At 66.5% G+C, this 20702-nt stretch carries 22 protein-coding genes; 12 read left to right on the top strand and 10 right to left on the bottom strand.

What is annotated here, in order from left to right:
- Positions 1-13: 13 nt before the first annotated feature.
- From BG90_RS01830 to BG90_RS01790, 9 genes are all read left to right on the top strand, one after another.
- On the top strand, positions 14-1504 hold the full coding sequence (locus BG90_RS01830) for an NADH-quinone oxidoreductase subunit M (RefSeq protein ID WP_010102531.1): 1491 nt from the start codon (positions 14-16) through the stop codon (positions 1502-1504).
- A 39-nt stretch (positions 1505-1543) separates the two neighbouring features.
- The gene (gene nuoN, locus BG90_RS01825) at positions 1544-3001 is read left to right on the top strand and encodes an NADH-quinone oxidoreductase subunit NuoN (RefSeq protein ID WP_010114603.1); all 1458 of its coding nucleotides are present in this window, start codon (positions 1544-1546) and stop codon (positions 2999-3001) included.
- Positions 3001-3306, top strand: coding sequence for a DUF2818 family protein (locus BG90_RS01820; protein ID WP_010102533.1), 306 nt, complete (start codon positions 3001-3003; stop codon positions 3304-3306). Before nuoN ends, BG90_RS01820 begins: the two co-directional genes overlap by 1 nt.
- A gap of 36 nt (positions 3307-3342) precedes the next feature.
- Positions 3343-3933, top strand: coding sequence for an NUDIX domain-containing protein (locus BG90_RS01815; RefSeq protein ID WP_010102534.1), 591 nt, complete (start codon positions 3343-3345; stop codon positions 3931-3933).
- Positions 3934-4075: 142 nt separating this feature from the next.
- Positions 4076-4498 (top strand): DUF1178 family protein, encoded by a 423-nt coding sequence (locus BG90_RS01810; protein ID WP_010102535.1) that lies wholly within the window; start codon positions 4076-4078, stop codon positions 4496-4498.
- 62 nt (positions 4499-4560) lie between these two features.
- Positions 4561-5757 carry an acyl-CoA dehydrogenase family protein gene (locus tag BG90_RS01805; RefSeq protein WP_010114605.1) on the top strand — a complete coding sequence of 399 codons (1197 nt, stop codon included), beginning with the start codon at positions 4561-4563 and terminating at the stop codon, positions 5755-5757.
- An 11-nt stretch (positions 5758-5768) separates the two neighbouring features.
- Entirely contained in the window at positions 5769-6902 is a 1134-nt protein-coding gene (locus tag BG90_RS01800; protein WP_010114607.1) for an acyl-CoA dehydrogenase family protein, read from the top strand.
- 39 nt (positions 6903-6941) lie between these two features.
- Complete coding sequence (locus BG90_RS01795; protein ID WP_010102539.1) at positions 6942-7400, top strand: MaoC family dehydratase; 459 nt, start codon at positions 6942-6944, stop codon at positions 7398-7400.
- Positions 7397-7891, top strand: coding sequence for a MaoC family dehydratase (locus BG90_RS01790; protein ID WP_010102540.1), 495 nt, complete (start codon positions 7397-7399; stop codon positions 7889-7891). The genes BG90_RS01795 and BG90_RS01790 overlap by 4 nt, the downstream gene beginning before the upstream one ends.
- Positions 7892-8046: 155 nt before the next feature.
- Here BG90_RS01790 and BG90_RS01785 read toward each other — a convergent pair whose 3' ends face one another.
- From BG90_RS01785 to BG90_RS01765, 5 genes are all read right to left on the bottom strand, one after another.
- Positions 8047-8742: a glutathione S-transferase N-terminal domain-containing protein gene (locus tag BG90_RS01785; RefSeq protein ID WP_010114609.1), complete on the bottom strand. Its 696-nt coding sequence runs from the start codon at positions 8740-8742 to the stop codon at positions 8047-8049.
- Positions 8743-9064: 322 nt separating this feature from the next.
- Positions 9065-10300, bottom strand: coding sequence for an acyl-CoA dehydrogenase family protein (locus BG90_RS01780; RefSeq protein WP_010102543.1), 1236 nt, complete (start codon positions 10298-10300; stop codon positions 9065-9067).
- 43 nt (positions 10301-10343) lie between these two features.
- Positions 10344-11453 (bottom strand): phosphotransferase, encoded by a 1110-nt coding sequence (locus tag BG90_RS01775; protein ID WP_010102544.1) that lies wholly within the window; start codon positions 11451-11453, stop codon positions 10344-10346.
- Between the two features lie 27 nt (positions 11454-11480).
- Positions 11481-12194 (bottom strand): histidine phosphatase family protein, encoded by a 714-nt coding sequence (locus BG90_RS01770; RefSeq protein WP_010102545.1) that lies wholly within the window; start codon positions 12192-12194, stop codon positions 11481-11483.
- Between the two features lie 9 nt (positions 12195-12203).
- Complete coding sequence (locus tag BG90_RS01765; protein ID WP_010102546.1) at positions 12204-12995, bottom strand: oxepin-CoA hydrolase, alternative type; 792 nt, start codon at positions 12993-12995, stop codon at positions 12204-12206.
- 251 nt (positions 12996-13246) lie between these two features.
- Between BG90_RS01765 and BG90_RS01760 the strand changes: the two genes are divergently transcribed.
- Entirely contained in the window at positions 13247-13903 is a 657-nt protein-coding gene (locus BG90_RS01760; protein WP_010102548.1) for a glutathione S-transferase, read from the top strand.
- A gap of 167 nt (positions 13904-14070) precedes the next feature.
- Here the strand turns inward: BG90_RS01760 and BG90_RS01755 are convergent, their stop codons facing one another.
- Both BG90_RS01755 and BG90_RS01750 read right to left on the bottom strand, forming a co-directional pair.
- The gene (locus BG90_RS01755) at positions 14071-15243 is read right to left on the bottom strand and encodes a pyridoxal phosphate-dependent aminotransferase (protein WP_010102549.1); all 1173 of its coding nucleotides are present in this window, start codon (positions 15241-15243) and stop codon (positions 14071-14073) included.
- A 39-nt stretch (positions 15244-15282) separates the two neighbouring features.
- Entirely contained in the window at positions 15283-15936 is a 654-nt protein-coding gene (locus tag BG90_RS01750) for a PIN domain-containing protein (protein WP_010102550.1), read from the bottom strand.
- 93 nt (positions 15937-16029) lie between these two features.
- On the opposite strand from BG90_RS01750, the gene yaaA reads away from it, so the two are divergent.
- The gene (gene yaaA, locus BG90_RS01745; RefSeq protein ID WP_010102551.1) at positions 16030-16812 is read left to right on the top strand and encodes a peroxide stress protein YaaA; all 783 of its coding nucleotides are present in this window, start codon (positions 16030-16032) and stop codon (positions 16810-16812) included.
- Positions 16813-16854: 42 nt separating this feature from the next.
- A complete protein-coding gene (locus BG90_RS01740) occupies positions 16855-18009 on the top strand; it encodes a M14 family metallopeptidase (protein ID WP_010114613.1) in 1155 nt (384 codons plus the stop codon).
- Positions 18010-18169: 160 nt separating this feature from the next.
- Here BG90_RS01740 and BG90_RS01735 read toward each other — a convergent pair whose 3' ends face one another.
- The 3 genes from BG90_RS01735 to BG90_RS01725 form a co-directional block, all read right to left on the bottom strand.
- On the bottom strand, positions 18170-18793 hold the full coding sequence (locus BG90_RS01735; RefSeq protein WP_010102554.1) for a BspC domain-containing protein: 624 nt from the start codon (positions 18791-18793) through the stop codon (positions 18170-18172).
- 160 nt (positions 18794-18953) lie between these two features.
- Positions 18954-19628: an energy-coupling factor ABC transporter permease gene (locus BG90_RS01730; protein WP_010102555.1), complete on the bottom strand. Its 675-nt coding sequence runs from the start codon at positions 19626-19628 to the stop codon at positions 18954-18956.
- Positions 19629-19694: 66 nt separating this feature from the next.
- Positions 19695-20534 carry a response regulator transcription factor gene (locus tag BG90_RS01725; RefSeq protein WP_010102556.1) on the bottom strand — a complete coding sequence of 280 codons (840 nt, stop codon included), beginning with the start codon at positions 20532-20534 and terminating at the stop codon, positions 19695-19697.
- Positions 20535-20702 lie beyond the last annotated feature (168 nt).

The following is a 20702-nucleotide window of genomic DNA, read 5'->3' as shown; positions in this document are numbered from 1 at the left end:
CGGGGGACGACTAATGCACTCTTTTCCGATTCTCAGTACCGCGATCTGGTTGCCGATCGTCTTCGGCCTCATCGTGCTCGCGGTCGGCTCCGACAAGAATCCGGGCGCGGCGCGCTGGATCGCGCTGATCGGCTCGCTGGCGGGCCTTGCCGTCACGATCCCGCTGATCACGGGCTTCGACTCGAGCACCGCTGCGCTGCAGTTCGTCGAGCAAACGACCTGGATCGAACGCTTCAACATCACGTATCACCTGGGCGTCGACGGCATCTCGATGTGGTTCGTCGTGCTGACCGCGCTCATCACGGTGATCGTCGTGATCGCCGGCTGGGAGGTGATCACCGAGCACGTGTCGCAGTATCTCGCCGCGTTCCTGATTCTCTCGGGGATCATGATCGGCGTGTTCTCGGCGGCCGACGGCCTGTTGTTCTACGTGTTCTTCGAGGCGACGCTGATTCCGATGTACATCATCATCGGCGTATGGGGCGGCCCGAACCGCGTGTACGCGGCGTTCAAGTTCTTCCTGTACACGCTCGCCGGCTCGCTCCTGATGCTGGTCGCGCTGATCTACCTGTACACGCAGACGCATTCGTTCGACCTCGCCACGTGGCAGAACGCGAAGATCGAGATGACGCCGCAGGTGCTGCTCTTCATCGCATTCTTCCTCGCGTTCGCGGTGAAGGTGCCGATGTGGCCCGTCCACACGTGGTTGCCTGACGCGCACGTCGAAGCGCCGACGGGCGGCTCGGTCGTGCTGGCCGCGATCATGCTGAAGCTCGGCGCATACGGTTTCCTGCGCTTTTCGCTGCCGATCACGCCGGACGCGAGCCACTTCTTCGCCCCCGTCGTGATCGCGCTGTCGCTGATCGCCGTGATCTACATCGGCCTCGTCGCGATGGTGCAGGCGGACATGAAGAAGCTCGTCGCGTATTCGTCGATCGCGCACATGGGCTTCGTCACGCTCGGCTTCTTCATCTTCAACCAGCTCGGCGTCGAAGGCGCGATCGTCCAGATGATCTCGCACGGCTTCGTGTCGGGCGCGATGTTCCTCTGCATCGGCGTGCTGTACGACCGCCTGCACTCGCGTCAGATCGCCGACTACGGCGGCGTCGTCAACGTGATGCCGAAGTTCGCGGCGTTCGCGATGCTGTTCTCGATGGCCAACTGCGGTCTGCCGGGCACGTCGGGTTTCGTCGGCGAGTTCATGGTGATCCTCGCCGCCGTCCAGTTCAATTTCTGGATCGCGTTCGGCGCGGCGTTCACGCTGATTCTCGGCGCGGCGTACACGCTGTGGATGTACAAGCGCGTGTACTTCGGCGCGGTGGCGAACGATCACGTCGCGAAGCTGAAGGACATCAGCCGCCGCGAGTTCGTGATGCTCGCCGTGCTCGCCGCGTTCACGATGCTGATGGGCCTCTATCCGAAGCCCTTCACCGACGTGATGCACGTTTCCGTGGAAAACCTCCTCTCCCACGTCGCGCAGTCGAAACTGCCGCTGGCCCAGTAAGCGCGAGCGGAGGATACAAAGATCATGCAAAACGCACCTATGAATGTCCTGTTGCCTGATGCGCTGGTGATGGTCGCCATCATCGTCGCGTGGCTGAACGACACCTTCGTCGGCGCGGCCGGCCGCCGCCTCACGTACCTGATCGCGGTCGTCGCATCGGCCGCGGCCGGCGTGTGGTTCGCGCTGCAAGCCCTCGATCCGCAGCAGTACTACTTCTTCTCGCGGATGGTCGTCGTCGATTCGTTCGCGAGCGTGATGAAGGCGGTGGTGTCGCTCGGCTTCGCCGTGACGCTCGTCTACTCGCGCAAGTACCTCGAAGATCGCGATCTGTTCCGCGGCGACGTGTTCCTGCTCGGCATGTTCTCGCTGCTCGGCCAGCTCGTGATGATCTCGGGCAACAACTTCCTGACGCTGTACCTCGGCCTCGAGCTGATGTCGCTGTCGCTGTATGCGGTGATCGCGCTGCGTCGCGACGCGGCGCAGTCGAGCGAAGCGGCGATGAAGTACTACGTGCTCGGCGCGCTCGCTTCTGGCTTCGTGCTGTACGGGATCTCGATGCTGTACGGCGCGACGGGCTCGCTCGAACTCAACGAAGTGCTGAAGGCGGTCGCATCGGGCCGCATCAACGACGCGGTGCTGCTGTTCGGCGTGATCTTCATCGTCGCGGGCGTCGCGTTCAAGCTCGGCGCCGTGCCGTTCCACATGTGGGTGCCGGACGTCTACCAGGGCGCGCCGACCGCGATGACGCTCTTCGTCGGCGGCGGCCCCAAGGTCGCGGCGTTCGCGTGGGGCCTGCGCTTCCTCGTGATGGGCCTGCTGCCGCTCGCCGTCGACTGGCAGGAAATGCTCGTGATCCTCGCGGCATTGTCGCTGATCGTCGGCAACATCACGGGTATCGTCCAGCGCAACGTGAAGCGGATGCTCGCGTACTCGGCGATCTCGAACATGGGCTTCGTGCTGCTCGGCCTGCTCGCGGGCGTCGTCAACGGCAACCCGTCGTCGGCGGCGAGCGCGTACAGCTCGGCGATGTTCTACACGATCGTCTACCTCGTGACGACGCTCGGCTCGTTCGGCGTCGTGATGCTGCTCGCACGCCGCGACTTCGAAGCCGAAACGCTCGACGACTTCAAGGGGCTCAACAAGCGCAGCCCGGTGTTCGCATTCGTGATGATGGTGATGATGTTCTCGCTCGCCGGCATCCCGCCGACGGTCGGCTTCTACGCGAAGCTCGCGGTCCTCGAGGCGACGGTCAACGCCGGCCTCACGTGGCTCGCGGTGCTCGCCGTCATCACGTCACTGTTCGGTGCGTTCTACTATCTGCGCATCGTCAAGCTGATGTACTTCGACGCACCGCAGGACACGACCCCGATCGCGGGCGACGCGTGCAAGCGCACGGTCCTCGTGCTGAACGGGCTCGCAGTCGTCGTGCTCGGCATCGTGCCGGGCCCGCTGATGACGATCTGCCTGCAGGCGATCAGCCACACGCTGCCGCTGTAATGTCGGCAGCCGGCTGGTTCATCGTGCTGTTGGCGCTCGCGGGCGCCAACCTGCCGTTCCTGAACCAGCGCCTGTTCGCCGTCGTGCCGCTCAAGAGCGGGGCGGCGGCGAAAAAGAGCGCGTGGATCCGGATCGGCGAATTGATCGTGCTGTATTTCGTCGTCGGCGCATTGGGCTTCTGGCTCGAATCGCGCGCCGGCAATCGCTTCGAACAGGGCTGGCAGTTTTACGCGATCACCTTCAGTCTTTTTGTGGTGTTTGCGTTTCCCGGCTTCACGTTCCAGTATCTCGTCAAACGGCGCTGACGGCGTAGGCCGTCGCGCCCCACTGCGGAGCCGCCGATGGCCGACTTGCCGAATCACGACGCCACCCTCACCGAAACTTGCATCGAAAGCGAGCCCGTGTACGACGGCTCGTTCCTGAAGGTCAAGCGCGATACGGTTCGCCTGCCCGACGGCAAGCATGCGACGCGCGAATACGTGACGCATCCGGGCGCCGTGATGGTCATTCCGCTCTTCGACGACGGCCGCGTGCTGATGGAGAGCCAATATCGCTATCCGATCGGCAAGGTGATGGCCGAATTCCCGGCGGGCAAGCTCGATCCGAACGAAGGCGCGCTCGCGTGCGCGATCCGCGAGCTGCGCGAGGAAACCGGCTACACGGCGCGCGAATACGTGTTTCTCACGCGGATTCATCCGATCATTTCGTATTCGACCGAATTCATCGACATCTATCTCGCGCGCGGCCTGACGGCGGGCGAGCGCAAGCTCGACGACGGCGAGTTCCTCGAGACGTTCACGGCGACGCTGCCGGATCTGCTCGAATGGGTGCGCACCGGGCAGATCAGCGACGTCAAGACGATCATCGGCACGATGTGGCTCGAGAAGGCGATGTCGGGCGCGTGGCCGCTCGGCGACGCGATCCGGCCGTGAGCCGGGCCGAGCGGGAGACTGTGCGAAGGGATACAATCGGTGCCGTCGGTTCGTTCGATCGCGTCCTTTTTCGAACTTAATTTAGCACGACCGTTCACAAAATTTCTATTTGCGATACACTGGCAGCACGCCCTGATTCAGCATGAAGGTCCTCGATTTGCAGTGCCCGGATGGCCATCGGTTCGAAGGCTGGTTCGCATCGGCCGATGAGTTCGAAGCGCAGTTGTCCCGCAAGCTGGTCGAATGCCCGGTTTGCGGTTCGACCGAGGTCAGCCGCATGCCGTCCGCGCCGCGCCTGAATCTGTCGGGCGCGACGCAGGCGCAGCCGGCCGATCCGCGCGAACTGCAGGCGCAGGCAATGCGTGCGCTGCGCGAGGTGCTCGCGAAGACCGAGAACGTGGGCGAGCGCTTCGCCGAGGAAGCGCGGCGCATTCACTACAACGAAGCGCCCGCGCGCAGCATTCGCGGCGTCACCACGCCCGAAGACGCGCAAGCCTTGGCCGAAGAAGGCATCGACGTGATGCCGCTGCCGGTTCCGGCCGCGCTGAAAGAGCCTTTGCAGTGATCGACCGCTGATCGCTGCGCGGCCGTCGGCGGCCGCCGGCGCGGTCAGAGGAGACACTGCGCATGGATCTCGATTATTCCCCCGCCGACGACGCGTTCCGCGCCGAAGTTCGCGCATGGCTCGAGGCGAATCTGCCTCGCACGCTGCGCGCCAAGGTTCTCGATCACAAACGTCTGAATCGCGACGACTTCGCGAGCTGGCATCGGCTGCTCGGCACGCGAGGCTGGTCCGCGCCCGCGTGGCCCGTCGAATACGGCGGGCCCGGCTGGAACGCGACGCAGCGCCACATCTGGGAAGAGGAGTGCGCGCGGATCGGCGCGCCGCCCGTGCTGCCGTTCGGCGTATCGATGGTTGCGCCGGTACTGATGAAGTACGGCAGCGAAGCGCAGAAGCGCCATTATTTGCCGCGGATTCTCGACGGCACCGACTGGTGGTGCCAGGGCTATTCGGAGCCCGGCTCGGGCTCCGATCTCGCGTCGCTGCGCACGCGCGCCGAGCGGCACGGCGATCATTACGTCGTCAATGGCCAGAAGACCTGGACGACGCTCGGCCAGTACGCGGACTTGATGTTCTGCCTCGTGCGCACCGATCCCGCGGCGAAGAAGCAGGAAGGGATCTCGTTCCTGCTGATCGACATGAAGTCGCCGGGCATCACCGTGCGCCCGATCACCACGCTCGACGAGGACCACGAAGTCAACGAAGTGTTCTTCGAGGACGTGAAGGTGCCCGTCGGGAATCTCGTCGGCGAAGAAAACCATGGCTGGACCTACGCGAAGTATCTGCTCGGACACGAGCGCACCGGCATCGCGCGCGTCGGCGCGTCGAAGCGCGAACTCGATTTCCTGAAGCGCATTGCGTCGCGCGAGCGCAAGAACGGCAAGCCGCTCATCGCCGATCCCGTTTTCGCCGCGAAGATCGCCGCGCTCGAGATCGAGCTGATGGCGCTCGAAGTCACGGTGCTGCGCGTCGTCAGCAGCGAGGCGAGCGGGCGCGGGCCGGGGCCGGAGGCGTCGATGTTGAAGATCAAGGGCTCCGAGATCCAGCAGGCGCTGACCGAGCTGATGGTCGACGCGATCGGGCCGCTCGCCGCGCCGTTCGACGCACCGTTCCTCGAAGGCGAGCGCGAGCACAGCGTCGCGGGCGACGACGACGCGGCGCCGCTTGCCGCGTATTACTTCAACTACCGCAAGACTTCGATCTACGGCGGTTCGAACGAAATCCAGAAGAACATCATCGCGCAGATGATTCTCGGACTGTGAGGAGCGGCGCCATGAACTTCACCTTCAGCGAAGAACAACAGCAATTCGCCGACGCGCTGCGCCGCTATCTCGACGAGCGCTACGGCTTCGACGCGCGGCGCGCGATCGTCCATTCGGATGCCGGCGTGTCGGCCGACCAGTGGCGCGCGTTCGCCGGGCTCGGCCTCACCGCGCTGCCCGTGCCGGAAGCGCACGGCGGTTTCGGCGGCGGCGCCGTCGACATGCTCGTCGCGATGCAGGAGCTCGGGCGCGCGCTCGTCGTCGAGCCCTATTGGGCGACCGCGGTCGGGATCGAGGCGGTGCGCGTCGCGGGCTCGGGCAGCGGCGAAGACGCCGCGCTCCTCGAACGCGTGGCGCAGGGCGACGCGAAGCTCGCGGTCGCGTTCCACGAGCCGCACGCGCGCTACGACCTGTTCGCGATCGAGACGACCGCGCGGCCTCATGGCGATGCTTTCGTGCTGAACGGCGTCAAGTCGGTCATCCAGCACGGCGCGCAGGCGGATGCCCTGATCGCGCCCGCACGGCTGCCGAACGGCGCGCTCGGCCTGTTCGTGGTGGCGCGCGGTGCGACGGGCGCGGATGTCGTCGACTATCGGACGATCGACGGCCAGCGCGCGGCGACGATCCGCCTGTCGAGCACGCCGGCGCGCGCGCTTGCCGGCGGCGAGCGCGACGCGTCCGCGCTCGAGAAGATCGCCGACTACGGGATCGTGCTGCTGTGCGCGGAGGCGCTCGGCGCGCTCGACGCGCTCAATCGCGCAACGCTCGACTATACGAAGACGCGCCAGCAGTTCGGCGTGCCGATCGCGCGCTTCCAGGCGCTGCAGCACCGGATGGTCGACATGCTGATCCATGTCGAGCAGGCGCGCTCGCTCGCGTATCTCGCCGCGGTGCGCTATGCGAGCGACGATGCCGACGCGCGTCGCAAGGCGGTGTCGGCGGCGAAGGTCCGCATCGGCCAGGCGGCGCGCTTCGTCGGCCAGCAGGCGGTGCAGCTGCACGGCGGGATGGGCGTCACCGACGAGGTCGCGGCCGCGCATCTGTTCAAGCGTCTGTCGATCATCGAAACGACGCTCGGCGACGTCGATCATCATCTCGCACGCTTTGCGTCGCTGCCGGATTTCGCGGCATTGCAGGATGCCTGAGCGGGCGCGCCCGCCCGTCTCATTTCACGGAGAAGCTCGATGGGTATCAGTTACGAAGACCTGGAAGTCGGCGGTAAAACCGAAGTCGGCAAGCATCGATTCACGTCCGATGAAATCGTCACGTTCGCGCAGGCGTACGACCCGCAGCCTTTTCACGTCGACGAGGAAGCGGCGAAGTCGTCGATGTTCGGCGGGCTCGTCGCGAGCGGCTGGCATACGTGCTCGGTGTTCATGGGCATGCTCGTGCGCAACGTGCTGCAAGGCTCGACGAGCCTGGGCTCGCCCGGCATCGACGAGATCCGCTGGATCAAGCCGGTGCGCTCGGGCGACACGATCACGATGTACAACAAGGTCCTCGACAAGCGGCTGTCCGCGAGCCGGCCCGATCGCGGGATCGTGACGACCGAATGGGAAGGCGTCAACGAGCAGGGCGAGACGGTCATCACCGTGCGCTCGAAGGTGATGTTCGGGCTGCGGGAGCCGAAGGAGCGCGCATGACGGACACGACGGACGACAGGCAAGCGGCGCTGCCGACGATCGCGTCGGCGCAGGCGCTGCGCGAGCTCGTCGGCGGGGAGCCGTTCGTGAGCGGCTGGATTACCGTCGATCAGCCGCGCGTCGACCGTTTCGCGGAAGCGACCGACGATCGGCAATGGATTCACGTCGATCCCGAGCGCGCGCGACGCGAATCGCCATTCGGCGGGCCGATCGCGCACGGCTTTCTGACGCTGTCGCTGATTCCCGCGCTGATGGTCGACGCGGTCCGCTTCGAGGAGCGGATGAGCGTGAACTACGGGCTCAATCGCGTGCGCTTCCTGCGGCCGGTGCCGGTCGGCGCGCGCGTGCGGGCGCGCTTCGCGGTGAAGGACGTGAGCGAAGGCGCGCAGGGCGGCATGCGCGCGACGTGGTCGGTGTCGGTCGAGATCGAGCATCCCGAAAAGCAGGCGCACGCATGCGCGGCGGAGTTCGTCACGCTGCATTTCTTCTGAGCGCTCGCGCGGCGTTTCGCGGCTTTGCAGCGCGGTCGCGGCGGCGCATCGCGTGGCGAAGGCGGCAGGAATGAAAAGGGACGCGAGTCGAACCGCGTCCCTTTTTCTTTTCGATCGACGTGACCCGCGACCGTCGCCGCGCGGCCGGCCGCGCGTCAGTGGCGCGAGTACTGCGTCGCGCCGAACAGCATCTCGCGTGCGCGATCGTCGTCCTGCAACGGCTTGCGCAGCGACGCCAGCACCTCGACGCCGCGCTGCACCGCCGGACGCGCGGCGATCGCTTCATGCCAGCGCTTCACGTTCGGGAATTCGTCGAGCTCGATGCCCTGGTTCTTCCATGAGCGGGTCCACGGGAACGTCGCGATGTCGGCGATCGTGTAGCCGTCGCTCGCGAGGTACGCGGATTCGGCGAGGCGCTTGTCCATCACGCCGTACAGCCGCTTCGCCTCGTTCGTGTAGCGGTTGATCGCGTACTCGATCTGCTGGGGCGCATAGAGGCGGAAGTGGTGCGCCTGTCCGAGCATCGGGCCGACGCCGCCCATCTGGAACATCAGCCATTCCAGCGTTGCGTAGCGCGCGACGGGCGCGGACGGCAGGAACTTGCCGGTCTTCTCGGCGAGATAGATCAAGATCGCGCCCGATTCAAACAGCGAGATCGGCTTGCCGTCGGGACCGTCGTGATCGACGATCGCCGGGATCTTGTTGTTCGGGCTGATCTTCAGGAATTCCGGCTTGAACTGGTCGCCCGCACCGATATCGATCGGATGCACGCGATACTCGAGGCCGGTCTCCTCGAGCAGGATATGGACTTTGTGGCCGTTCGGGGTTGCCCAGCTGTAGACGTCGATCATCGTCGTTCCTTTGTGACGGTTCGTCGATGCGGCGCCGTCACGGCGCCGCGGCACGCGGGAAATTAGAGCATAGATCCGTCGGCGCTGCAGACGGCCGCGCCGGCGGAGGAAACGACGCCCGCGCGTGGCGCGCCGCCGCGTTTCGTTTCGATGCGCGCCGCGCGGCCTCGGTTCGGCGACCCGGCGATTTGCCGGTTTGTTGGTTCGTCGGTTCGCCGGTTCGCCGGAGCGAACTCGAAACGCCTGCCACCCGCACCGCCGCGCGCAAGACGGCGATCGCGTCGGCGCGCGCGGCCGACGCCTGCCGCCGATCGCCGCCGCGTCAGCTTCCTCGTGCCGGCGCGCTCGCATGGCGTGCGAGTTCGAGCTTCGCGATCGCGTTGCGATGCACTTCGTCGGGGCCGTCCGCGAAGCGCAGCGTCCGCGCGCTCGCATACGCGTACGCGAGCGGGAAATCGTCGCTGACGCCGCCGCCGCCGTGCGCCTGGATCGCCCAGTCGATCACCTCGCACGCCATGTTCGGCGCGACCACCTTGATCATCGCGATCTCGCCGCGCGCGCCCTTGTTGCCGACGGTATCCATCATGTACGCGGTCTTCAGCGTGAGAAGCCGCGCCTGCTCGATCATGCAGCGCGCTTCGGCGATCCGCTCCTGCGTGACCGTCTGCGCGGCGATCGGCTTGCCGAACGCGATGCGCTCGGACGCGCGCCGGCACATCAGTTCGAGCGCGCGCTCCGCGAGCCCGACGAGCCGCATGCAGTGATGGATGCGGCCCGGCCCGAGCCGCCCCTGTGCGATCTCGAAGCCGCGTCCTTCGCCGAGCAGCAGGTTCGACGCGGGCACGCGCACGTTCTCGAGCGTGATCTCCATGTGGCCGTGCGGCGCGTCGTCGTAGCCGAACACGTTGAGCGGCCGGCGCACGGTGACGCCGGGCGCATCGGACGGCACGAGGATCATCGATTGCTGCGCGTGGCGGGGCGCGTCGGGATCCGTCTTGCCCATCACGATGTAGAGTTTGCAGCGCGGATCGCCGGCGCCGGACGACCACCACTTGTGGCCGTTGATCACGTAGTCGCCGCCATCGCGCTCGATGCGGGTCCGGATGTTCGTCGCGTCCGACGACGCGACCTCGGGCTCCGTCATCAGGAACGCCGAGCGGATCGTGCCGTCGAGCAGCGGTTCGAGCCACGTCGCCTTGTGCGCATCGGCGCCGTAGCGCTCGAGCGTTTCCATGTTGCCGGTGTCGGGCGCGTTGCAGTTGAAGACCTCGGGCGCCCACGGCACGCGACCCATGATTTCGCAAAGCGGCGCGTATTCGAGATTCGTGAGGCCGGCGCCGCGCGTCGAATCGGGCAGGAACAGGTTCCACAGGCCCGCGGCGCGCGCCTTCACCTTTAGCGTCTCGATCAGCTCGACCGGCTGCCATGCGTCGCCGGCGCGCCGGTTGCGCGCGATTTCTTCGTAGAACGCGCGCTCGTTCGGATAGATGTGCTCGTCGAAGAACGCGTTGAGCCGCGCGCGCAACGCTTCGACTTTCGGGGTGTAATCGAAATGCATGGCTGCCTCGCCTGTCGGTCGGTTCGGTGAAAGAGTGGGGCCGCTAGCCTGCGCGCCGCCGTGCGTAGCGCCACGCGAGCTCGGCCATCGGCCGCGCGCGCTGGCCGGCGTCGAGCGCCTGGGCGCTCGACGCGGTGCCGTCGACGACGCGCTTCATGATGCCCTGCAGGATCGCCGCGATCCGGAACATGTTGTATGCGAGATAGAAGTTCCAGTTGCCGGGGATCGTCAGGCCGGTGCGCTCGCAGTAGCGCGCGACGTAATGCGCTTCGTCGGGAATCCCGAGCGCCGGCAGATCGAGCCCGGCGACGCCGCGAAAGCGCTCGGGCGTAACGTGCCACGCCATGCAGTGATACGCGAAATCGGCGAGCGGGTCGCCGAGCGTCGACAGCTCCCAGTCGAGCACCGCGAGCACGCGCGGCGCGTGCGGATCGAAGATCAGGTTGTCGAGCCGATAGTCGCCGTGCACGATCGACACGCGCGCGTCGTCTTCGGCCTCGGGCGGCAGATGTCGCGGCAGCCAGTCGATCAGCCGGTGCATCGCGTCGATCGGCTCGGTCTCCGAAGCCAGATACTGCTTGCTCCAGCGCGCGATCTGACGCGCGAGATAGTTGCCCGACTTGCCGTAATCGGCGAGCCCGACCGTCCGCGGATCGATCGAGTGCAGCGCGGCGATCACGCGGTTCATCTCGTCGTAATGGCGGCCGCGCTCCGCGGGCGTCATGCCGGGCAGCGACGGATCCCACAGCACGCGGCCGTCGACGAACGCCATCACGTAGAACGCGCGGCCGATCACGCTTTCGTCGTCGCAGAGCGCGAGCATCGGCGCGACGGGCACGCCGGTGTCCGCGAGCGCGGCCATCACCCGATACTCGCGCTCGATCGCGTGCGCGGACGGCAGCAGCTTCGCCGCGGGCGCGGGCTTCGCGCGCAGCACGTAGCTGCGCGCGGGCGTCACGAGCTTGAACGTCGGATTCGACTGGCCGCCCTTGAACTGCTCGACGGAAAGCGGGCCGGCGAAACCGTCGACGCGCTCGGCGAGCCACGCGCTCAGCGCGTCCACGTCGAAGCGCTGCGCATCGCCGACGGGGCGCGTGCCTTCAAATGCGGCGTAATCGGTCGGCTTGGACTTCGGATCGTTCTCGGCTGCCATCGTCTCCTCCAGATCCGTGCGACGCGCCTACTCGCGCGTGCTTTGCAAAAACTGGTGATACAGCACTTCCATCGTCGTGTTGCGGATGTCGCGGTGCAGCGCTTCGGGCGGCGAGTAGTTGACGAGCCGCACGACCCAGTCGTCGTCGCGCTCGCCGACGTCGAGCGCGTTGATGCAGCCCGCCGACTGCGACAGCGTGCCGATGAAGAGCCGATGTCCGGGCACCGTCGCGTGCGACAGGAGCGCGCAATTCACGCCGCCGTGCAGCACGAGCAGCACCGTGTCCCACGACGGATCCGCGCGCAGCGCGGCGAGCGGCGGCAACACGCGGTCGATCAGCTCGCCGATCGTCTCGCCGCCGAGAAAGCGCGTGTGCTCGGCGACGATGCCGTCGAGCACGCGCAGGAACGCGGCTTCCTGCTCTTCGGGCGGGATGTCGGCGAGGAAGCCGCCGCGAATCTCGCGCCACGCGGGCTCGATGTCGATGTCGAGCGGTTGATCGATCTCCGCGAGCACGCGCCGCGCGGTTTCGATCGTGCGCGGCAGGCCGCTCGTGATCACGCGGTCGAAACGCACGTTCTGCTCGGCGAACGCGCGCCCCGCGGCGCTCGCCTGCATCCGGCCGCGCTCGTTGAGCGGCACGGCGTCCTGGTCGAACGGACGGCCGCTCGCGTCGAAGTAGGTGACGTCGCCATGCCGCATCAGATAAATGCGGCGGCGTTTCGGCAATTGATAGGACATGGGCGGGCTTTAGCGTTTGTAGACGGGAGGGCGTTTGTCGAGGAACGCGGTGATCCCTTCGAGCGCGTCCGCGTGGTGCAGCGACTCGACGAAGTGATCGCGTTCGGCGACGAGGTGTGCGGCGAGCGGCTGCGTCTGCGCGTCGGCGATCAGCGACTTGATCCGCGCGAGCGCGTTCGGCGACATCTTGCCGAGCTCGTCGGCCCACGCGATCGCCTCGTCGCGTGCGGCGCCCGGCTTCGTCAGGCGGTTTACGACGCCGAGTTCATGCAGCCGCGATGCGGCGGCCGGCTTGCCTTCGAACAGGATCTCGGCCGCGAGCGCGCGGGGCAGCGCACGCGCGAGGAACCACGAGCCGCCGCCGTCGGGCGTGAGCGCGACGCGCGCGTACGACATCACGAACTTCGCATCGTCGGCGGCGACGAGGAGGTCGCACGCGAGCGCGAGCGAGAAGCCCGCGCCCGCGGCCGCGCCCTCGACCGCGGCGATCACGGGCTTCGTCACGGTGTTGATCGCGGTGACCCATTCGCCGAGCTGATCGATGCTCGCCGCCTGCACGGCGGGCTCCTTTGCGCGATTGTCGAGCAGCCGGTTCAGGTTGCCGCCCGCGCAGAAGAAGCGGTCCGCGCCCGTCAGCACGACCGCGCGGATCGACGGATCGCGCTCGGCCGTGTTGAGCGCTTCGAGGCCGGCGGCGTACATGTCGGGATGCAGCGCGTTGCGCGCGCCGGGGTTGGACAGCGTGAGGACGAGCGTCGATTCGCTTTCGGGCGGGCGCGACGCGAGCAGTTCTGCGCTCATGCGGTGAGTCTCCTTGAATGCGATAGGCGTCGGGAACGGCGCGCCGCGTGCATGCGTCGCGCGGCGCGGGCGCCGTCCCGGCCGGCTTGGCCGGCATTTTTGAGGCGGTGCTCGAAACGTGCCGCGGCGCGAACGCCGCGACGCGCTTCGAAGTTGCTTTAGACTAGCATGAACGTGCTTTTCGGCGTCACGCCGACCGACGTGCGGGACACATCGCGCGCGGCCCTTTTCCCATGACGAAGGAGACTTCGATGCTTCGGCTCTGTGGCTTACCGCTGTCCAACTATTACAACAAGGTCAAGTTCGTACTGCTCGAGCACGACATTCCGTTCGAGGAAACGCTCGTCAAGCTGCCGATCGACGATCCCTCACTGTTCGCCGACACGCCGCTCGGCAAGGTGCCGTATCTGCTGACCGAGCACGGCGCGATCAGCGAATCGCAGGCGATCGTCGAATATCTCGCCGCGACCCATCCCGGCAAGCGCCTCTTCCCGGCCGATCCGTTCGCGGCGGCGAAGGCACGCGAGATCACGACGGTGCTCGAGCTGTATCTCGAATGGAACGTGCGCGAGCTGTTTCCGGAGGCGTTCTTCGGCGGCAAGGTCAGCGACGGCACGAAGGCGCACGTCGAGAAGCGCATGCCGCGCGCGCTCGACGGCTTCAAGCGGCTCGCGAAATTCTCGCCTTACGTGCTCGGCGACACGTTCGGCATCGCCGACGTCGCTGCGTTCATCCATTTGCCGGTCGTCGCGCTTGCGACGAAAGCGGTTTACGGCCGCGATTTCCTCGCCGATGCCGGAATCGACTGGAAGTCGTACGTGAAGCGCATCGAGGAGGAGCGGCCGGCGGCGCGGCGCGTGAGCGAAGAGCGCAAGGCGTTCATCGCGGGGCTTGCGAAGCCGAGTTGAGGCGACCCCGCCCCATGTGACGCACGCGCGGTGCGCGAAGGCCGATTGGCCGTCTCGCGCATCGCGCGCGCGTTTGCCGCCATGCCGGCGGCGCGACGGACCGCCTGACCGCGCAACGGCGACGGGCGGTCGCGGCGGCCCGTGCGGGGCCCGCTCATACGCCGGATTTACAAACGCGCGAGCCGCTCGAGCGCGGTGGCGAGCGTCTCTTCGCGCTTCGCGAAGCAGAAACGCACGACGCCCGATTCGTGCGACTCGTGATAGAACGCCGATACAGGAATCGCCGCGACGCCGACCTCGGTCGTCAGCCACTGCGCGAATTCCGCTTCGGGCAGATCGCTGATTGCCGAATAATCGACGCACTGGAAGTACGTGCCCGCGCACGGCAGCAGTTTGAAGCGCGTGTTCGCGAGCCCGGCGCGGAAGAAGTCGCGCTTCTTCTGATAGAACGCGGGCAGCGTCAGATATGGCTCGGGATCGCGCAGGTAATCGGCGAGGCCGAACTGCATCGGCGTATTGACCGTGAACACGTTGAACTGGTGGACCTTGCGGAACTCGGCCATCAGCGCGGTGGGCGCGGCGACGTAGCCGACCTTCCAGCCCGTCACGTGAAAGGTCTTGCCGAAGCTCGACACGACGATGCTGCGCGCCGCGAGTTCCGGATAGCGCGCGACGCTCTCGTGCCGCGCGCCGTCGTAGACCATGTGCTCGTAGACTTCGTCGGACACGATCAGCAGATTGGTGCCGCGCACGATGTCTTCGAGCGCGCGCATGTCCGCCTCCCGCCATACGGTGCCCGTCGGATTGTGCGGCGTGTTGATCAGGATCGCGCGCGTCCTCGGCGTGATCGCCGCGGCGAGCTTGTCGAACGGAATCGCGTAGTCGGGCGCGTCGAGCGTGACGAACACGGGCGTCGCGCCCGCGAGCGCGATCGACGGCAGATAGCTGTCGTAAGTCGGCTCGATCACGATCACCTCGTCGCCGGGATGCACGGCGCACAGGATCGCGGTCAGGAGCGCCTGCGTCGCGCCTGCCGTCACGGTGATCTCGGTCGCGGCGTCGTAGCGGCGGCCGTAGAGCCGCTCGATCTTCTCCGCGATCGCCTCGCGCAGCGGCGCGACGCCCGTCATCGGCGGATACTGGTTGTGGCCGTCGCGCATCGCGCGCGCGACCGCGTCGACGATGCGCGGATCGCAATCGAAATCGGGAAAGCCCTGGCCGAGGTTGACCGCGCCTTTTTCCGCGGCGAGCGCGCTCATGACCGTGAAGATCGTCGTGCCGACGTCGGGCAGGCGGGAGAGGAGGGTGGGCGTCGTGGGCATGTCGTGCGGTGCGTCCATCGTGGCTTGTGCGAAAAGGGTTGAGGCGAAGCGCGTCGCTTACGCCGGCTCGGAGGCGTCGGCCGCGAGCGCGCTGGCGGCGAACGGCGCGGGCTGCGCGATCCTGAAGCCGAAGTCGCGCTCGGTCCGGCGCGCGAGCTTCAGGAGCGCGCGGTCCTTCGACACGAGCCAGTCGGCGCGTGCCGCATAGGCGAGCTCGAGAAATTTCTGATCGTCGCGGTCCTTGCACTTCGGCAACGGGCGCGGCGGCGGCGCGTCTGCGGCGGGCGAGGGCGCGGCCGCGTCGGCTGGCGACGGCGAATCCGTGCGGTCCGCTTGCGCGTCTGCCGCGTCTGTCGCATCCGGAAGGTCCGAAGCGTTCAAGGGATTCGGGCTATTCGAAGCGCCCGCCGATGATGCGATCGCAAGCGAGCGGTCCACGCCGGCGCCCGTCGTCGCGGCGGACTCCCGCGGCTCGCCGCGATCGGGCCCTGCGACGCGCTCCGACAGGCGCGCGACCGTTGCGAGCGCAGCGGCCTTGTCGACCGAGCGTGCCTTAAACTGAGGGTAGTCGAGCACGCGCTCGAGCTCGACGAGGCAGCGAACGTCGATGAGCGCCGTGATGGCGCCCGTTTCTAGGGCATCGCGGATCGGGCGGGCGGCGGGGTCGTCGAACACGAGGATGTCGATCCAGACGTTCGAATCGAGCACCACGCGGCGACCGGCGCGCGGAGCGTCGGGGCTTGGCATTCGTTACAATCGGTGGTTTTCGTCTGACTGCACGGCACGGCGTGCCGGCGAGCCTCTATGATAATCGTTCTCTCCCCGGCGAAATCGCTCGACTACGAAACCCCGCCCCACGTTGCCACCCATACGCTGCCTCAGTTCGCCAACGACGCGGCCGAACTGATCGGCGAGCTGCGCCGGCTGTCGCCGCAGCAGATCGGGACGCTGATGAGCATTTCCGATCCGCTCGCGCGCCTGAACTTCCAGCGTTATGCGGACTGGTCGGGCACGTCGACGCCCGCGAACGCCAAGCAGGCGGTGCTGGCGTTCAACGGCGACGTCTACGAAGGCTTCGACGCGCGCTCGCTGTCGGCCGACGATCTCGACTATGCGCAGCGGCACGTCCGCGTGCTGTCGGGGCTCTACGGGCTGCTGCGGCCGCTCGATCTGCTGCAGCCGTACCGGCTCGAAATGGGCACCCGCTTCGCGAACCGGCGCGGCAAGGATCTGTACGCGTTCTGGGGCGAGCGGATCACGCAGGCGCTGAACGTCGAGCTGAAGACGCGCGACGGCGCATCGCGCGTGCTCGTCAATTGCGCGTCGGCCGAGTACTTCAAGTCGGTGAAGCCGAAGCTGCTCGACGCGCGCGTCGTCACGCCGGTGTTCGAGGACTGGAAGGACGGCCGTTACAAGATCATCAGCTTCCACGCGAAGCGTGCGCGCGGCCTGATGGCGCGGTACGTCGTCGAGGGGCGGATCGCGTCGCCCGACGCGCTGAAGGACTTCGCATCGGAAGGCTACGCGTTCGACGAAGCCGCGTCGAACGACGACACCTACGTGTTTCGCCGGCGTGTCGGCGCTTGAATTCCGGGCGGCCCGGCGCGGCCGCCGCTACCAGGAGATGCAATGACTCTCTCGATCACGAGCAATTTCGACGCAGGCGCGATCGACGTCCTGTCGTGCGAGCGCGCGGATGCGATCCGGCTGCGCGTGCGCGGCGACAATCGTTCGGAGTTCGCTCAATGGTTCCACTTCCGCCTGACGGGCGCGCGCGGCGAGCGTTGCGTGATGACGTTCGAGAATGCGAGCGACTGCGCGTATCCGGCCGGCTGGCGCAACTATCGTGCAGTCGCGAGCTACGACCGGGTCAACTGGTTCCGCGTGCCGACGTCGTATGACGGCCAGGTGCTGACGATCGACCATACGCCCGATTTCGACAGCATCTACTACGCGTATTTCGAGCCGTACGGCGAAGAGCGTCATTCGGAGTTCCTCGGCGCGGTCCAGCAGATGCCGCATGCGAACGTCGTCGAGCTGGGCCGCACGGTCGAAGGGCGGCCGATGTCGCTCGTCGTGCTCGGCACGCCCGAAGAAGCGGGCGTCGCGAAGAAGAAAGTGTGGATCATCGCGCGCCAGCATCCGGGCGAGTCGATGGCGGAATGGTTCGTCGAAGGGCTCGTGAAGCGGCTCGTCGGCTGGGGCGACTGGTCGGGCGATCCGGTCGCGCGCAAGCTCTACGATCGCGCGACGTTCTACATCGTTTCAAACATGAATCCGGACGGCAGCGTGCACGGCAACCTGCGCACGAACGCCGCGGGCGCGAACCTGAATCGCGAGTGGATGGAGCCTGATGCCGAGCGCAGCCCCGAAGTGCTCGTCGTGCGCGACGCCATTCACGCGATCGGTTGCGATCTCTTCTTCGACATCCATGGCGACGAAGATTTGCCGTACGTGTTCGCGGCCGGCTCGGAGATGCTGCCGGGCTTCACCGAGCAGCAGCGCGTCGAGCAGCGCGCGTTTATCGACGCGTTCAAGCGCGCGAGCCCTGATTTCCAGGACGAGCACGGCTATCCGCCGGGCAAGTACAAGGAAGATGCGCTGAAGCTCGCGTCGAAGTACATCGGCCACCGGTTCGGCTGCCTGTCGCTGACGCTCGAGATGCCGTTCAAGGACAACGCGAATCTGCCGGACGAGCATGTCGGCTGGAACGGTGCGCGGAGTGCGTCGCTCGGCGCGGCGATGCTGGGCGCGATTCTCGAGCACGTGCAGACTTTCGCCTGAGCGATGGCCGCTGCGCAGCGGATGCGCGCGAAATGGAGCGCGAATGAAAAAGCCGGAGCGGCTTTGCCGCGCTCCGGCTTTTTTGCGTCGAGCCGACGGCGGCGCATGACGCGCGTCGCCCGACGCCGTCATCGTTCGGACCGGCGTTCGATGGGCCGCTTCACGACTTCTGCGACGACCGCTTCTTTACGACTTTTTTCGTCGTGCCCGACTTCTTCGTCGCAGCCGATCGCTTGCTGCTCTTGCCTGCCGCCTTTGCCTTGACCTTGCCCTTGCCCGAGTGCGCGCGGAGCTTTTTCTTCGACGACGTCGTGCGCTCGACGCGCGGCTTCGCGGGCGGCACCGGATCGTTCCAGCTGAACGCGAGCATTTGCGTGCCGACATAGCCGCAGCGGAACTTCAGGTGCTCCGGGTCGCCGCCGCTGCTGCGCACGCCGAGGCCTTCGACGGTCACGATGTTGTCGACCTTCACGCGCTGCTTGCCTTCGTCGAACGAGTCGTTCCACGGCGTGATCGAAGCGTTGCCGCTGTCGAACGCGTTCGGCGGAAATTCGACATGATCGAAAGCGCTCGACGTGCTGGCTATGAAGCTGCCGTGTGCGGCGCAATCCGCGACGAGCGGATCGGCGTGCATTTCATTGACGTATTTGTTGATGAGTTCGGCGCGTTGATCGAGCAAGTCGGCGAACGCGGGTGCGGCGAACGTGAGCGACAGGCCCGCAACACAGGCCGTCAGCTTGCCGAGCGCGCCGAGCAGGCGATGCGAGGCGGGAAAGCTGTCCATCTGGAGGTATGAGATAAGCGCGATAGAGACACCAGGCACATGAGATGCCCGATGAAGAGCAGGGTTCCATCTTAGCGTAATTTTTCGGCGCGGCAGTAGAGCGATTGCCCGTATGGCCGGGTGTGTGCGCGTCTACGCGCGCTTCGTCAAGCGGACGAACTCACGCGCGCGGTCCGCCGAGGCGATAGCGGCGCACGTCGGAGGTCGTGACCCATGCGGGCCGGTAGACCGCGATCAACGCGGTCGCCATGCCGGTGAACCACGCTTCGCCGAGCGCGAGCAGCAATGCGTTCAGCGCATAGCCGGACGGGACGACGACGAGCGTGCCGTCGGCGAGCGCGATCTGCACGCCGGCCGCCGCGGCCGCGACGACGCCCACCGTGATCGCAGGCGACACGAAGCCTTGGCCGATGATGAGCGCGGGCAGATTGTGCGGCAGCCACGCGAGCGCGGCGCGCTGCAGCAGCGCCGATATGGCGACGGGAAGCGCGCCGTATACGAGATAGGTGAGCCCGACGCCTTGCCAGGTCGCGTCGAACACGGCCGCCGCGACGCCGATCACGGCCGCCATTGCGACGAGCGCAAGGGTCCAGTCGAACAGCGTGACGAGCAGCGTCGCACCGAGGAGATGCATGACGAGGCCGTCGTCGAGCCATGCATTGGACGCCCATAGCACCGTGATCGTGGTCACGAGCGCGAGCCACACATGCTGCAGCGTCGCATCCTGCAGACGACCGAATGGACGCCTCCACAACGCAAAGGCGAGCAGCCCCCCGGCGGCGATCCAGCCACCGACGGCGACCCAGAACGGAAGCGGCGTGTAGAGGAAACCCATGTTTTTATATTACTCGTTGAATACAAAAGATGGGAATGGATTCACCCTCTACGCGGGTTTTGCCGGCTATTCGTTCGCCTTGAACGGAGCGCCCGGTTCGGCCGCGATGAGCGGCTGGGCAGACGATTCGTTCTCGGCGACGAGCGGGTACCTGTGCTGCGTCTTCGCCGGGCGCAGCGGCACGGAGCCGGCTGCGCCGTGTACGGGCTTCGGCGAGCTGTCGCGCGCGGACAGCAGCACTTCGAGATGCGGCGGCAGCCAGCCGTTGTAGATCGCGACCGCGGCGGCGCGATTTGTCGCACCCAATTGCTGGAAGATGCTGGCCAGATGAATCTTGACCGTGCCTTCGCTGATGCCGAGCGTGCGCGCGATCATCTTGTTGGTGCTGCCCATGTGGACGAAACGCATGATCTGCGCCTGGCGCGGCGAGAGCAGGCTGCACGCCGAGCGTTTCCTGCGCGGGAGCTGGCTGACGATCGCGTCTACGCGGCCGTCTCTCGCGCGTGCGGCCGGCTCCGTGAGGTTCAGCGCGCTCGGCGGGATGTAGTGTCCGCCGAGCAGCACCATTTCCAATGCGCGAACGATGAGGTGAGGGCGCGTCGAACGTGGAATGACGCCGAGCACGCCGGCGTCGAATAGCGCTTGCGCGTGCTCCGGCGACGCGTCGTCGGTCAGCGCGGCGACGGGCGTCGGCGCGCAGGCCCGGCAAAGCGCGTGTAGATCGCCGAGCCGCTTGATGTCCTGCCAGTCGACTGCAATCAAGTCGAAGCTCTGTTGTTTGATGAGCCGTTGCGCCTGCCGCCAGTCCTTGGCGTCGTTGTAGCCGGCATGTCGGTCGATTTGACGCAGCAGGGTTTTCAAGCCGTCGCGACGCTCTGCGTCGGAGTTGAGCACCAGAAACCTCATGTTATGCCTCCGCTTATCCGATTGATCGAGAAAACAACGAGTGCCATCTCCTCAATAATGACAAAGGCATTACAAAATGTCGGCCTGGCTGAAAGTCATAAGAAAAATTCAGACAAGCAAGAGTGCGAAGGCCGCCTCGAGCGCGAGCTCGAGGCGGCCTTCGATGGA

Source organism: Burkholderia oklahomensis C6786, assembly GCF_000959365.1.
GTDB lineage: Bacteria > Pseudomonadota > Gammaproteobacteria > Burkholderiales > Burkholderiaceae > Burkholderia > Burkholderia oklahomensis.
The sequence above is the reverse complement of the archived record's forward strand: the minus strand, read 5'-3'. Positions and strand labels throughout refer to the sequence as shown.

Coding starts and splice junctions, on each gene's coding strand:
- BG90_RS01795 (WP_010102539.1), top strand. CDS start 6,942: ATGGGTATCAGTTACGAAGACCTGGAAGTCGGCGGTAAAACCGAAGTC.
- BG90_RS01790 (WP_010102540.1), top strand. CDS start 7,397: ATGACGGACACGACGGACGACAGGCAAGCGGCGCTGCCGACGATCGCG.
- BG90_RS01735 (WP_010102554.1), bottom strand. CDS start 18,793: ATGGACAGCTTTCCCGCCTCGCATCGCCTGCTCGGCGCGCTCGGCAAG.
- BG90_RS01815 (WP_010102534.1), top strand. CDS start 3,343: ATGGCCGACTTGCCGAATCACGACGCCACCCTCACCGAAACTTGCATC.
- BG90_RS01830 (WP_010102531.1), top strand. CDS start 14: ATGCACTCTTTTCCGATTCTCAGTACCGCGATCTGGTTGCCGATCGTC.
- BG90_RS01810 (WP_010102535.1), top strand. CDS start 4,076: ATGAAGGTCCTCGATTTGCAGTGCCCGGATGGCCATCGGTTCGAAGGC.
- BG90_RS01755 (WP_010102549.1), bottom strand. CDS start 15,243: ATGGACGCACCGCACGACATGCCCACGACGCCCACCCTCCTCTCCCGC.
- BG90_RS01730 (WP_010102555.1), bottom strand. CDS start 19,628: ATGGGTTTCCTCTACACGCCGCTTCCGTTCTGGGTCGCCGTCGGTGGC.
- BG90_RS01800 (WP_010114607.1), top strand. CDS start 5,769: ATGAACTTCACCTTCAGCGAAGAACAACAGCAATTCGCCGACGCGCTG.
- nuoN (WP_010114603.1), top strand. CDS start 1,544: ATGAATGTCCTGTTGCCTGATGCGCTGGTGATGGTCGCCATCATCGTC.
- yaaA (WP_010102551.1), top strand. CDS start 16,030: ATGATAATCGTTCTCTCCCCGGCGAAATCGCTCGACTACGAAACCCCG.
- BG90_RS01725 (WP_010102556.1), bottom strand. CDS start 20,534: ATGAGGTTTCTGGTGCTCAACTCCGACGCAGAGCGTCGCGACGGCTTG.
- BG90_RS01820 (WP_010102533.1), top strand. CDS start 3,001: ATGTCGGCAGCCGGCTGGTTCATCGTGCTGTTGGCGCTCGCGGGCGCC.
- BG90_RS01770 (WP_010102545.1), bottom strand. CDS start 12,194: ATGTCCTATCAATTGCCGAAACGCCGCCGCATTTATCTGATGCGGCAT.
- BG90_RS01740 (WP_010114613.1), top strand. CDS start 16,855: ATGACTCTCTCGATCACGAGCAATTTCGACGCAGGCGCGATCGACGTC.
- BG90_RS01805 (WP_010114605.1), top strand. CDS start 4,561: ATGGATCTCGATTATTCCCCCGCCGACGACGCGTTCCGCGCCGAAGTT.
- BG90_RS01785 (WP_010114609.1), bottom strand. CDS start 8,742: ATGATCGACGTCTACAGCTGGGCAACCCCGAACGGCCACAAAGTCCAT.
- BG90_RS01765 (WP_010102546.1), bottom strand. CDS start 12,995: ATGAGCGCAGAACTGCTCGCGTCGCGCCCGCCCGAAAGCGAATCGACG.
- BG90_RS01775 (WP_010102544.1), bottom strand. CDS start 11,453: ATGGCAGCCGAGAACGATCCGAAGTCCAAGCCGACCGATTACGCCGCA.
- BG90_RS01780 (WP_010102543.1), bottom strand. CDS start 10,300: ATGCATTTCGATTACACCCCGAAAGTCGAAGCGTTGCGCGCGCGGCTC.
- BG90_RS01760 (WP_010102548.1), top strand. CDS start 13,247: ATGCTTCGGCTCTGTGGCTTACCGCTGTCCAACTATTACAACAAGGTC.